Here is a 13,186-nt window from a genome sequence, read left to right as displayed (position 1 = left end):
ATTCATGCGGGGGGATGGGTATGAAAAAATGGAGAAGCGCGATTACGGCAGCATTGTTGGCACTTTCGCTTGCCGTGGCGGGTTGTGCGAATCAAGGACAGTCGTCGGGGACGGCTGGCGGGGATGAAATCCTGGTCGGGGTGCTCCTGCCTGTGACGGGCAACAACGCTACGGATGGAAAGGACATGCAGAACGCCATCGAGATGGCGGTCAAAAAGGTGAACGACAGCGGCGGGGTACTCGGGAAGAAGCTGAAAATCGAGGTGGCGGATGACGGATGCGATCCGCAAATGGCGACGACGGCGGCAAACAAGCTCGTCTCGCAAAACGTGGTGGCTGTCGTGGGAGGCTACTGCTCTGGTGCGACGCTGCCATCTTCCGGCGTCTTTAAAAATGCGAATATTCCGATGATAGTCCCTGCCGCCAACTCTGCCAAGCTGCCTGCCCAAGGCTATGACACCCTGTTTCTGATCAATGGCCTGACGCCAGACCAGGCCCAGACGGCTGCGGATTACATGGCAGCCAATCAGGCGAAAAAAGTCGCGCTGATTCACGACAACTCGGCCTATGCCAAAGACTTGGCCGATTTCGCCAAAGCGGCGGTCGAAAAGGCGGGCGGCTCCGTCGTGGCGTACGAAGCCATCAACCCCGAGGAAAAAGATTTCAGCGCCCTCGTCACCAAGCTGAAGGGAATCGGTCCGGATGCCACCTATTTCACTGGCTACTACGCGGCGGGAGGACTTTTGCTCAAGCAGTTCAGGCAAAAAGGAGTATCCGGCTTGTTCATGGTCGGCGACGGATCGTTTAGCGAAGACATCATCAAGATCGCCGGGACCGACAATGCGGAAGGGCTGCTGATCACCGCGACCCCGACAGCCGAGTTTATCGAAGGGGCGGAAGCGTTCACCAGCGAGTACAAGCAAACGTACAACAACCTGGCTCCCGGACCTTTCTCCGCGCTCAGCTACAACGCCGTCAACCTGCTTGCCGATGCACTGAAGCGCGCCAACTCCACCGACCACGATGCGCTGAAAAAAGCGATCAAGGAAACGAAAGACTTCAAAGCCCTCGGTCAGACGATCTCCTTCAACGCCCAGAACACCCTGGACACTTCCAACTTTGCGGTTCTGAAAGTGGCAGGCGGCAAGTTTTCGCTCGCCAAATAATCGCGAAAGGAAGGTGGACGCATGGACATTCTGGTTCAGACGCTGGCAGACGGTTTGGTGATCGGCGCTTTTTACAGCCTGATCGCTCTGGGCTATACCATGGTTTTTGGCATCATCAAATTGCTCAACTTCGCACATGGCGACCTGTACATGCTAGGGGCATTCGTCGGATACAGCCTGCTTAGTCTCATCAGCGGAAACGGCTCCGGCACCGGACTCATGGGCATCGCCGTCGTGCTGCTGCTCACGATGGCGATCGTCGGGGTGGTCGGGATGGGGATCGAGCGGGTGGCTTACCGGCCGTTGCTGCTCGCCCCCCGGCTGTCCATCCTGATTACGGCGATCGGCGTATCGCTCTTTTTGGAAAACGGCTCGATGATCGTGTGGGGAGCGCAGTACCAGGTATATCCGCTGCAGCTTTCCCATGACGGCTGGAACGTCTTCGGAGCCCAGATCACCTATACGCAGCTCGGTCTGGTGCTCATCTCCGCCCTCCTGATGCTCGGCTTGCATTTGTTCATTAACCGGACCTTGTACGGAAAAGCGATGCGTGCGATCGCCCACGACCAGACAGCCTGCCATCTCATGGGCATCAACGTCCACAGGGTGATCGGCCTGACCTTCTTCATCGGCGCTTCCCTGGCTGCCGGAGCGGGTACGATGGCAGGTGCGTACTACGGCACGGTCAATTTCATGATGGGCTTCATCATCGGGCTCAAAGCATTCACGGCGGCAGTGCTGGGAGGCATCGGCAGCATCCCGGGAGCGATGCTGGGCGGTCTGTTGCTCGGGCTGATGGAGACGGCAGGGACCTTTGTGTTTGGCGGCTCATGGAAGGATGTCGTCGCCTTTTCCCTCTTGATCCTGATCCTGGTGCTGAAACCGACCGGCATCATGGGCGAGAAAGTAACAGAGAGGATGTAGCGGATGAGACTCCCATCAAAAAAGCTCGGTATCCCCCTCTTGCTGGTCGCCCTTTGCCTGCTTCCCTTTTTGTCAAACAATTACTGGCTCGATGTCGCGACATTGGCCCTGTTTTACGTGGTGCTCGCCCAGGGCCTGAACGTCGTCGTCGGCTTTGCCGGGCTGCTGGACCTCGGCTACGCTGCTTTTTTCGCGGTAGGAGCGTATACGACGGGGATTTTGATGACCGTCTACCATTGGTCGTTCTGGTTGACCTTGCCGGTGGCCATGGTGTTTGCGGCGGTAGTGGGTGTCATCGTAGGAGCGCCTACTCTTCGGCTGCGCAGCGATTACCTGGCGATCGTCACGCTCGGCTTTGGAGAAATCATCCGCATCCTGGCGATCAATCTGAGCATCACCGGCTCCGCGTCCGGGATCTACGGCATTCCCCGTCCCTCCATCGGGGGGTATGTGCTGGGAGGGCAGCTGGATTTTTACTATTTGATCCTGATCGTAGCCGTGCTCGCCGTGCTTGCCGTCAGGAGGCTGGGGTCGTCGCGGCTGGGCAGGGCGTGGATGTACATTCGGGAAGACGAGGATGCGGCAGAGGCGATGGGGATCAATCGCATCAACATGAAGCTGCTTGCGTACTCGATCGGGGCGGTGATCGGGAGCATGGCGGGCTCCATTTTCGCCGTCAAGATGAGCGCCATCGCTCCGCTCAGCTTTAGCTTTACACAGTCGATTATGATATTGCTCGCGGTCGTTCTTGGCGGACTCGGCAGCATCCCTGGCGTGGTGCTGGGAGCGGTGCTCGTCATCGCGCTGCCCGAGCTGCTGCGCTCCGTGGAGGATTGGCGCTATGTGATCTTCGGCGCCGCGCTGGTCGCCATGATGCTGTTCCGTCCCCAAGGCTTGTGGCCTGCCAGCTACGAAAGGGTCAAGGCCTCCGGGCGCAAGGGACAGAGGGCGCGAAAGGGGGACGAAGTCGATGTCGAAGTCGGCCTTGACACTCACAAATATAACGCTTAAGTTCGGCGGCTTGACGGCGGTGAGCGATTTGAGCTTTGCTGTCGAGGAGGGCTCCATCACCAGCGTCATCGGGCCGAACGGTGCGGGGAAAACCTCCGTATTTAACATGGTAACGGGCTTCTACCGGCCGACCGCCGGACAAATCCTGCTGGACGACGAAAACCTCGTGGGCAAAAAGCCGAGCCAGATCACTCGATTGGGGATGGCCCGCACGTTTCAGAACCTGCGGCTGTTTCCCAATCTGACGGTACTGGACAACGTCAAGTCGGGCATGCACAGCCGCACCAGTCAGGCGGTGTGGGGAGCGCTGTGGCGGACGCGGGCCCAAAGGCAGGAAGAACAGCTGATCGAAGAGACGGCTATGGCTTGTCTGCAGTTCGTCGGCATCAGCGAATACGCCCAGCGCATCGCCAAACATTTGCCGTACGGGGCACAGCGCTACCTGGAGATCGCCAGGGCGCTGGCGACGAAGCCGCGCGTGCTGCTTTTGGATGAGCCGGCTGCAGGATTGAACTACGAGGAGAAAGAAAACCTCATCGCCCTGATCCGGCGCATCCGCGATGTCTACCTGCTGACGGTAGTCATCATCGAGCACGACATGGGCCTGATCAAGAAAATCTCGGATCGGGTCATCGTGCTCGACTACGGACAAAAAATCGCCGAGGGATCGCCTCAAGACGTCCTGAACGATCCCCGTGTGGTTGAGGCTTACCTCGGGAAGGAGGAGGTCGGATGAGCGCCCTCCTGACGATCCATGACGTGCATTCGTTTTACGGGAAGATCGAGGCGCTGAAAGGGATCAGCCTCGAGGTGCGACAGGGAGAGATTGTCGCTTTGCTAGGAAGCAACGGAGCCGGGAAAAGCACGACGCTCAAAACCATCTCCGGACTCGTTTCCCCCGGGGGCGGCGACATCCGCCTGGAGGGGAACAGCCTCGTCGGCAAGTCCCCCCATCAGATCGTGGAGGCAGGCGTCGTTCACGTGCCGGAAGGACGCCGCATCTTCGCCGGCCTGACCGTCCGCGAAAATCTGGAGCTGGGCGGATTCACACAGAGAAAAGACAGGGCGTTTATCGCGGAAGGAATCGAACGGGCCTTTACCTTGTTTCCCAGGTTGAGGGAGCGCAGCGGACAGCTCGGGGGCACACTCAGCGGCGGGGAACAGCAAATGCTGGCGATCTGCCGGGGTCTCATGGCCCGCCCCAAGCTCCTGATGCTGGATGAACCGTCTATGGGGCTCGCCCCGATCATTGTGCAAGAGATCATGCAAATCATAAAGGAAATCAACCAGCAAGGAACGACGGTCCTTTTGATCGAACAAAACGCCAAGGCCGCTTTGCGCCTGGCCCACCGAGGCTACGTGCTCGAGACGGGACGGATCGTCATGGAAAATACGGCGGAAGTGCTCCGCAGCGACGAGTCCATCGTAAAAGCGTACCTGGGTGCGTAGGAGCGTGGAAGGCTGCACGTCCATCAGACAAAGGAGGAATCAACCATGGAATGGGTCCGCATTTTGTCAGAGGCGCTGCCCCCCAGAAGGGGAAGCCACCGTCGCATCGTCTATCGGCGTCTTTTCTCGTTTTTTTTCCGAAAGTAGGGGTAGTGAAGTGAGAAAAAGCAGCCTGGAGGAGGCTGCTTTTTTGCTACTTATTCAACTTGTTATAAAGCGTCGCCCGGGAAATCCCGAGCCGCTTGGCCGCGGCCTGCTTGTTTCCGTTCTCCAGCTCGATCGCCCGCAAAATGACGCGGCGTTCATGCGCCTCGAGCTCCGCTTGCAGCGAAATCAGCTCGCCCGGCAATGGAGGCGGCGAGGGCTTATGCCCGCCTTGCAGGGAATACGGCAAGTCTTCTTCCTTGATCGTCCCGTCGGTCGCAAACACCACCAGACGCTCGATGGCGTTTCTCAGCTCGCGGATATTGCCGGGCCAGTCGTATTGCAGCAAATTTTGCATGACGTTCTGCGAAATGGCATGAATGGGACGATTGTAGCGTAAAGAAAATTCGTAGAGGAAAAAATGCGCCAGTTCGATCGTATCCTCGATGCGCTCTCGCAGCGGAGGAATTTTCAAGGTCACCACATTGATGCGGTAGAACAGGTCCTCGCGAAACTTTCCTTCCTTCACCAGTTCCTCGAGATTTTTATTCGTGGCGGCGACGATGCGGAAGTCGGCTTCGATCTGCCTCGTGCCGCCTACGGGATAGTATTTTTTCTCCTGCAGCACGCGCAGCAGCTTCACCTGCATGTCCAGCGGCATTTCTCCGACCTCATCCAGAAACAGTGTCCCCCCGCGCGCCAGCTCGATCATCCCTTTTTTCCCTTTTTGATCCGCACCGGAAAAAGCCCCTTTTTCATAGCCGAACAGCTCGCTCTCGAACAGCGTCGGCGAAATCGCTCCGCAGTTGATGGCGATAAACGGGGCGTCCGGACCTTCCCGCACGTCGTGCACCGCTTTGGCGAACAGCTCCTTCCCGACACCGCTTTCCCCCAGGATCAGGACAGTGGCTTGGGTTGCCTTCAGCTTTTGAATCATTCCTTTGATCTGGCGAATCGCCTGACTGGTTCCCTTGATCGGCTGGAAGGGGTCGGCTGCAGGGCTCATTCGGGCCATTTCCTGCTGCAAATGAAGCACTTTCTTGTTGACGTTGAGCAGCTCCTGATTGAGCCGCACCTGGCTCGTAATGTCCGTTTCGGCGGCCACTGCTCCGATGATCTTGTCGTGCAGGTAAATGGGGTTTGTATTGATCAGGACGACCAGGTCTTCGCGAGGCTGGTGCTGGTGACGGTAGACGGACTGTCCGGTGGTGAGCGATTTGAGCGTCTCCAGCATGTCGAGCGGGAAAAAGTCGGTGATGGGATGGCTGAGCACGTCTTTGCTTCTCAAGGAAAAGATGCGCTCCGCTCCCTCTGTCCAGACTACGATCTTTGTCTCTTCATCGATGACGGAAATGGAGGCGTCCATCGTTTTGATCATCGTCTGAAAGTAGGCCTCGAGCACTTCATACGAGGAAAAAACGGCGTTCAGCACGGTGCTTCGGTCCAGATAGCCTGTCGGATGACCCGCAGCATTCATGACCAGCAGTGCGTGATGCGCTGTCAGGAGTGGAACCGCCTGCGCCAGGGGAGTGTCCTGTGAGATCGCGACAGTCGGCTCCCAGGGCCAATCGGACAGCAGCGTCCGGTTCTCTGCCGTCAGACGGGCTGCGGGGGCGGCGTGCCAGCGGCTGTCCGCCTGTACAAAAACAAACAGATTGTCCTTCGCATCCACGAACGCCAACTCATCCAATTGGCAGACGCAAAAGTTTGACTGCATGATTTTCGCGATATCAGGCAATTGATGCTTCAACCTGCTCACCCTTTTCGGAGTGTATAAAATCATCAACACTTTCTTGCTTATTATACATAGCGCGATTGAATTGTAAAAGAATTTAGACAAAGGAGGAGGGAAATCAGCAAAATCCGGTTGGCATGCGCTTTGCAATTACGAAAAGTGGAAGGTCCATAATCATTTTCGAGGAGAATCAGCCATGACGGTACCTACGCAATCCCATGCCGAGATCGCCGTAATCGGAGGCGGCATTATCGGAGGAGCGATCGCCTATTACGCAGCCAAGTCCGGCCTTGACGTCGTGGTGCTGGAGAAAGGAGAGCTGGCTGCGGGGACATCCTCCCGCTGCGACGGCAACATCCTGGCGATCGACAAGGACCCCGGCTTCGACAGCCAGATGTCGCTGAAAAGCCAAATGCTGGTGGAGGAGCTGAGCCGTGAGCTCGAGCATTCGTTCGAGTACCGGGCACCGGGGAGCATACTCGTCTGTGAGACAGAGGCGGAGATGGAAGCGGCCGAGGAGTGGGTGAGGCGGCAAAAGGAAGCGGGGCTGCCGTTTCGCATGCTGGACCGCGCCGACATCCGGCAGGAGTCCCCTTATTTTGCGGACGATCTGCTTGGCGGGCTCGAATGCGCGACGGACTCGACCGTCAACCCGTACCTGCTCACCTTCGCCCTGTTCGAAGGGGCCAAAAAGCATGGCGCACGGATCAGGCAGCGTACAGAGGTCAAGACAGTGAGGCGAGATCAGGCGACTGGTACGTTTCATCTGGAGACGGACTCGGGCAGCTTCACCGCGAAGCAAGTCGTCAATGCGGCTGGTGTATGGGCCCCGCTGGTAGGGCAAATGGTCGGCGTCGATATTCCCATTCATCCACGCAAGGGCCACTTGATCGTCGCATCCCGGCAGAAGCCTGTCGGGCTGCGCAAGGTCATGGAGTTTGGCTATCTCATTTCCAAGTTCGGCGGTCAGCGCCAGGTGGACGAAGAAACGGAGAAATACGGTGTGGCGCTGGTGTTCGAACCGACGGAAAGCCAAAACTTCCTGATCGGATCCAGCCGTCAGTTCGTCGGATTCGATACCAAAGTCGACCTTAATGTCGTGCGCTGCATGGCCAGACGAGCTCTGCGCTACTACCCGAAGATTGCCGATTTTGCGGTGATCCGGACGTACTGCGGGCTGCGGCCATGGACGGAGGATCACTTGCCGATCGTCTCCCGCGTGGAGGAAGTCCCCGGCTACTTCATCGCGGCCGGGCATGAGGGAGACGGCATCAGCCTCGCAGCGGTCACAGGCAAGCTCGTGTCGGAAATGCTGCACGGGAAAAGCGACACCATCATCCCGACCGAGCCGCTCCGCCACGACAGGTTTACTCAGAAAGGGGTGTTGCATCGATGAAAGCGAGCCGGGTCTTTAGCACGGTGGATACGCATACCGGCGGAAATCCGACGCGGACCGTCATTAGCGGACTGCCGAAGCTCGAGGGCAAGACGATGGCGGAAAAAATGCTGCACATGAAAGAAGAGTACGACTGGATTCGCACCTTGCTCATGTATGAGCCGCGGGGACACGACGTGATGTCAGGGGCCTTGCTGGTCGAGCCGTGCCATCCCGAAGCGGACGTAGGGGTCATCTACATCGAGACGGGCGGCTACCTGCCGATGTGCGGGCACGATACGATCGGGCTTTGCACTACGCTTGTCGAGACCGGGATGATCCCCGTTTCGGAGCCGGTCACCAAGCTCAAGCTGGATACGCCGGCCGGGCTGGTGGAAGTGGAGATTCGCGTCGAGTCCGGTCGGGCACAACAGGTTTCCTTTCGCAATATTCCCGCGTTTTTGTACCGGCAAGATGTGACGGTCCAAGTCGAGGGATTGGGCGCCGTCACGTGCGACATCGCTTACGGAGGCAATTTTTACGCGATCACGGACGCGGGAAAGCTCGGTCTGGAGCTGCTTCCCTCGAAAGCGTCCGCCATTGTCGACACCGCCGTTCGCATCCGCAAGGCGGTCAATCAAGCCATCGAGGTCGTACATCCGCAGAAAGACTTCATACGAGGGCTCACGCATGTGGAGTTTTTTACCGCGCCCAGCCACCCGGATGCCGACGTGAAAAACACGGTCGTCGTCCCGCCCGGTGCATCGACCGCTCGCCCTGCGGCACGGGCACGTCGGCAAAGCTGGCGACGCTGTACGCCAAAGGGGAAATCGGCATCGGCGAGCCTTTCGTGCATGAGAGCATCGTTGGCTCCTTGTTCACGGGAAAGGTGCTGGAGGCGACCGAGGAGGGCGGACTGCCTGCGGTCGTGACCGAAATCGCGGGCAGTGCCTGGCTGATGGGCAAGCATACGATCTTTTACCATCCGGACGATGAGCTGGCAGCAGGCTTCCTGCTGATCCCGCCGTCGACCGACCATTAAAACCATCCGATTTGGAGAGGAGCATGCACAATGACGAAGTTTGCAGGTGTTTATGTGGCGATTGTCACTCCGTTTACGAACGACTACGAGGTCGATTACAAGCGTCTCACCGAGCTGTGCGAATGGCTCATTCAGGAGGGCGTAGACGGTCTCGTGCCGTCCGGCTCCCTCGGGGAATACGCGACGATGACGGCGGAGGAGCGGGCCAAGGTGATTCAGACGGTCATCACCGCAGCAAAAGGGCGCGTCCCGGTCGTCGTCGGCTCTGCCGCTCCGTCTACGCGCCAGGCAGTGGAATGGGTGCAGTTTTCCAAAGACGCGGGGGCGGCTGGGGTGATGGCTTTGCCGCCGATCAACTACAAGCCGCTCTTGCCTGAGGTATTCGCCCACTACGAAGCGCTGAATACGGTAGGGCTGCCGATTATCGCCTACAACAACCCGCACGACTACAAAATCGACCTGACTCCGGACATCCTGGCCGAGCTGGCCAAGCTGGAAAACGTCGTCGCTGTCAAGGAGTTCTCCGGCGATGTCCGCCGCATGCAGGATATTTTGGCCCAAACGGATCTGGAAGTCATGGTTGGCGTGGACGATCTGGTCATGGAAGGCGCGCTGATCGGCGCTACCGGTTGGATTGCGGGTGTACCGAACGCGTTGCCGAAAGAAGGCGTGGAAATCTTCCGGCTGGCCCGGGCCGGAAAGCTGGAAGAGGCGCAAGCGCTCTATCGCCGCCTTTTGCCGCTGTTCCACTACGATGCGAGTCCACAGCTGGTACAGTCCATCAAATACATGATGGAGCTGGCAGGCTTCCCCGTAGGTCCGACCCGTCCGCCGCGCCTCCCGCTGCCGCAAGACTACTATGCCGGGATAAAAAAGGCGTTTGACAACGCGGTTGGTACAGCCGCCGGAAAATAAGGAGGACGGGCAGCGATGCAAAGCAAAAACTGGATCGGCGGCGAATGGATCACGCCGTCCGGCAGCGAAATGACGGTGCAAAACCCATCCCGTACGGCGGAAGAGATCGGGATCGTGCATTTTTCCGACCGCTCCCACGTATTGGCGGCCGAACAAGCGGCTCGCGATGCGCAGAAACAGTGGGCTCAGATGACTGGCGCCGCACGCGGGGAGATTTTGTACCAAATGGCCGCTGCACTCGAATCCCACGCAGATGAGCTGGCACGGCTGGCGAGCCGGGAGATGGGCAAGCAGATCGGCGAAATGCGCGGGGAAGTGGCGCGAGGAGTGAGCCTGCTGCGCTACTACGCGGGAGAGGGCATGCGGGCGAACGGAAACGTCATTCCCTCCGCTGACACCAATGTCCTGCAATTCACCCGGCGCGTGCCGCTCGGTGTCGTGGCGGTGATTACGCCTTGGAATTTTCCGGTGGCGATTCCGATCTGGAAAATCGCCCCTGCCCTGATTCTCGGCAACAGCGTGATCTGGAAGCCCGCAGAGAATAGCTCCTTGACCGCGACGCGGCTCGCAGAGCTGTTTGCCGAAACCAGGCTCCCCGCTGGCGTGCTAAACCTCGTGATCGGGCGAGGCAAAGAAGTCGGTGCGGCGCTCACGGAGGAAGCCGCCGTCGATGCCGTCAGCTTTACGGGCTCGTCCGCTACGGGAAGGCAGGTCGCCATCGCTTGCGCCGGACGAAACATCAAATACCAGACGGAGATGGGCGGGAAAAACGCCGCGGTCGTCCTGGCCGATGCCGACCTCGACAAGACCGTGCCGATCCTTCTCAGCGGGGCGTTCAAATCCGCTGGGCAAAAGTGTACGGCGACCAGCCGGATCATCGCAGAAAAGGCGATCTACGAGAAGCTGGCGGAGAGGCTCCAACAAGCCATCTCCTCGTGCCTGGCGGGGGATGCCCTCGATCCCGCGGCTTACCTGGGGCCGGTCGCATCGGTGGAGCAGTATGAAAAAGTGAACAAGTACATGGGGGTGGCAAACGAAGAGGCTAGGCTCGTCGCCCAAAGCCCTGCGACAGACATAGCGGAGCAAGGGTATTTCATCCGCCCGACGATCGTCGAGGGAGTGGAAGCGTCTCATCCGCTGGTGCAACAGGAAGTGTTTGGTCCGCTGGCCGTCATGCTTCCTGCCGATGATTTCACAGAGGCCGTCGAGCTGTGCAATCAGACGGTGTACGGTCTGAGCGCCTCGCTGTTCACGCGGGATCTGGCAAAGGCCCATCTCTTTTTGGAGAGGGCGCAGGCGGGCATGGTCCGGGTCAACCAGGAGACGGCGGGTGTGGAATACCAGGCTCCGTTCGGCGGTATGAAGCAGTCCAGCTCCCATACCCGCGAGCAGGGACAGGCCGCTTTGGAGTTTTACAGCGAGGTCAAGACGTGCGCGATCAAGTATGCCTGGTAGCCAAGAGATAGAAGGGAGGGGGAGAATGGCATGAAGATCAACCAGCTGTTTACAACCATCGACTCGCACACCGGAGGAGAGCCGCTGCGCATCATTACAGGCGGCATCCCTCCGCTGAAGGGTGAGACGATTCTCGAGAAACGAAAGTACTTTCGCGAGGAGCTGGATGACATCCGGCGTGTGCTCATGTACGAACCGAGGGGCCATCACGGCATGTACGGCTGCGTGATGACTGCCCCCGTGAGCACGGATGCGGCGTTCGGTGTGCTGTTCATGCACAACGAAGGATACAGCACCATGTGCGGCCACGGCATCATCGCGGTTGTCACGGCTGCATACGAAACAGGACTATTGAAGGCGGAAGACGTCCAGGACGGCCTCGTCATCGACAGTCCTGCCGGCCGCATCCGGGCGCAGGCGCGGGTGGAAGACGACCAGGTGAAGTCCGTCACGTTTGAAAACGTCCCTTCTTTCGTGTTTGCCCAGGATGTCCCAATCGAGTGGGGGGATCGCTCTTTTGTTGTCGACGTCGCCTTCGGTGGAGCCTTTTACGCCGTCGTGCAGGCGAAAGATTTGGGCGTGCAGGTGGAAATCGAACAATTGCCCCAGCTCCAGGAGTGGGGAGCCCGGATCAAGGAGCAGCTCGAATCAAAGCTCACGGTCGTCCACCCGCTGGAACCCGAGCTCACCGGCATTTACGGAGTCATCATTTCCGACGAGCCGAAAAAGCCGACCTCGCACCTGCGCAATGTCACCATATTTGCAGACAAACAAATCGACCGCTCCCCCTGCGGCACAGGCACGGCTGCACGACTTGCCACATTGTTTGCCCGGGGACAGCTGGCAGCCGGGGAGCCGTTCGTCCACGAAGGAATCGTCAACAGCCAATTCGTCGGCACCGTAACCGCCACCACCCAGGTAGGCAAATATGAGGCGATCATCCCGACAATCGAAGGCAAGGCCTTCATCACCGGCCTCCACCAATTCGTCGTCGACCCGACCGATCCACTGAAAGACGGTTTTCTGCTGCGTTGATGGTAGGAAGAGAAGTGAGCAGAGAGCAGAGGTAAAGGCAAAGGCTGCGCGATTTGTGCAGCCTTTTTTGATTCGTGTTCTGAATGGGGAGTACGTTGCTGCAATGAGCGGAGCGATTCTGTTAGCCCGTACACTAAGAGCCCGGGATTTAGATGCTAGTACTTGCCCGGAAGCCGTGGTTTCCCGATCAGATCAGAGGGTGGGGCACGCGGTTCAATACGAAAGAAAGCGGGAAAATCGAGGAGCGGAAAAAGTGGAACACGCTTGAGCGGCCACCCATGAGAAAGCTCTCTGAGATCACAACTTTGGCCGCCGTTCCACTTTTGGAGCGGAGCCGGCCAGGAAAGACCCCCGAGCAGTGTCCGTACTAACCTGGAGCGTTTTCCCCTTTTTCCGCCCCCGGCACGAGAGTGTGGCAGAAGAAAACCACGAAGCGAAGCCCTCGCACTCTTCCCGACACTTCTGTCACAATAATGCCATGTGTTCAGGCATCTGCATGCAACCGACACTTCTGTTATAATGTCGTGGACAGGCAATAATTAGAATCAAGGAGTTGATTTCGCTTGGGTACTGCGTTGTTGAAAGCGCATGTCGGAAGCTGGGAGCTCGCCTTTGTCCTCTTGATCGTCGGGTACATCCTGTATCGCGCCGGCAAAACCACAGTGGCAAAAGTTCTTCACATGCTGCTTAGGCTCATGATGGTCATCATTCTCGTTACCGGCTTGTGGATGCTGTTCCAATTCCATACCAGCGATGTGTATTACTATGTAAAAGGACTGCTCGCCATCGTATCGTTCGGCCTCATCGAAATGACGATGGGCAAAGCACGCAGGAATGAAGGCAGCATCGGCTTTTTCATCGGGGCGCTCATCGTAATGGTCGCCGTCATCATGCTCGGATATCGCGTGTTTGGGTAAGGAAAAACGGAACGAGGC

The 13,186-nt window shown here is 58.3% G+C and carries 11 protein-coding genes and 1 pseudogene; 11 read left to right on the top strand and 1 reads right to left on the bottom strand.

What is annotated here, in order from left to right; all coding sequences use genetic code 11:
- The first annotated feature begins 20 nt into the window (after positions 1-20).
- The 5 genes from RGB73_RS23375 to RGB73_RS23355 are packed head-to-tail and all read left to right on the top strand — an operon-like array spanning position 21 to position 4,550.
- Positions 21-1,166: a branched-chain amino acid ABC transporter substrate-binding protein gene (locus tag RGB73_RS23375; RefSeq protein WP_310765151.1), complete on the top strand. Its 1,146-nt coding sequence runs from the start codon at positions 21-23 to the stop codon at positions 1,164-1,166.
- 21 nt (positions 1,167-1,187) lie between these two features.
- Positions 1,188-2,090 (top strand): branched-chain amino acid ABC transporter permease, encoded by a 903-nt coding sequence (locus RGB73_RS23370; RefSeq protein ID WP_310765150.1) that lies wholly within the window; start codon positions 1,188-1,190, stop codon positions 2,088-2,090.
- 3 nt (positions 2,091-2,093) lie between these two features.
- Positions 2,094-3,101, top strand: a complete 1,008-nt coding sequence (locus RGB73_RS23365) for a branched-chain amino acid ABC transporter permease (RefSeq protein ID WP_310765149.1) — start codon at positions 2,094-2,096, stop codon at positions 3,099-3,101.
- Entirely contained in the window at positions 3,061-3,837 is a 777-nt protein-coding gene (locus RGB73_RS23360) for an ABC transporter ATP-binding protein (RefSeq protein ID WP_310765148.1), read from the top strand. The genes RGB73_RS23365 and RGB73_RS23360 overlap by 41 nt, the downstream gene beginning before the upstream one ends.
- Entirely contained in the window at positions 3,834-4,550 is a 717-nt protein-coding gene (locus RGB73_RS23355) for an ABC transporter ATP-binding protein (protein ID WP_310765147.1), read from the top strand. Before RGB73_RS23360 ends, RGB73_RS23355 begins: the two co-directional genes overlap by 4 nt.
- A gap of 193 nt (positions 4,551-4,743) precedes the next feature.
- On the opposite strand, the gene RGB73_RS23350 is transcribed toward RGB73_RS23355, so the two are convergent.
- Entirely contained in the window at positions 4,744-6,444 is a 1,701-nt protein-coding gene (locus RGB73_RS23350) for a sigma-54 interaction domain-containing protein (protein WP_310765146.1), read from the bottom strand.
- A 181-nt stretch (positions 6,445-6,625) separates the two neighbouring features.
- Between RGB73_RS23350 and RGB73_RS23345 the strand changes: the two genes are divergently transcribed.
- The 6 genes and pseudogenes from RGB73_RS23345 to RGB73_RS23320 all read left to right on the top strand — a co-directional run bounded on the left by RGB73_RS23345 (position 6,626) and on the right by RGB73_RS23320 (position 13,168).
- Complete coding sequence (locus tag RGB73_RS23345; RefSeq protein ID WP_310765145.1) at positions 6,626-7,825, top strand: NAD(P)/FAD-dependent oxidoreductase; 1,200 nt, start codon at positions 6,626-6,628, stop codon at positions 7,823-7,825.
- Positions 7,822-8,846, top strand: a pseudogene (locus RGB73_RS23340) (proline racemase family protein). The gene RGB73_RS23345 and the pseudogene RGB73_RS23340 overlap by 4 nt, the downstream one beginning before the upstream one ends.
- A 30-nt stretch (positions 8,847-8,876) precedes the next feature.
- Positions 8,877-9,761: a dihydrodipicolinate synthase family protein gene (locus RGB73_RS23335; RefSeq protein ID WP_310765144.1), complete on the top strand. Its 885-nt coding sequence runs from the start codon at positions 8,877-8,879 to the stop codon at positions 9,759-9,761.
- A gap of 15 nt (positions 9,762-9,776) precedes the next feature.
- Positions 9,777-11,216 carry an aldehyde dehydrogenase family protein gene (locus tag RGB73_RS23330; protein ID WP_310765143.1) on the top strand — a complete coding sequence of 480 codons (1,440 nt, stop codon included), beginning with the start codon at positions 9,777-9,779 and terminating at the stop codon, positions 11,214-11,216.
- 30 nt (positions 11,217-11,246) lie between these two features.
- On the top strand, positions 11,247-12,251 hold the full coding sequence (locus RGB73_RS23325; protein ID WP_310765142.1) for a proline racemase family protein: 1,005 nt from the start codon (positions 11,247-11,249) through the stop codon (positions 12,249-12,251).
- A 563-nt stretch (positions 12,252-12,814) separates the two neighbouring features.
- Positions 12,815-13,168: a DUF1516 family protein gene (locus tag RGB73_RS23320; protein WP_310765141.1), complete on the top strand. Its 354-nt coding sequence runs from the start codon at positions 12,815-12,817 to the stop codon at positions 13,166-13,168.
- Positions 13,169-13,186 lie beyond the last annotated feature (18 nt).

The organism is Brevibacillus brevis (genome assembly GCF_031583145.1).
Taxonomy (GTDB): Bacteria; Bacillota; Bacilli; order Brevibacillales; family Brevibacillaceae; genus Brevibacillus; species Brevibacillus brevis_E.
This window is presented reverse-complemented; position numbering and strand designations above follow the sequence as displayed.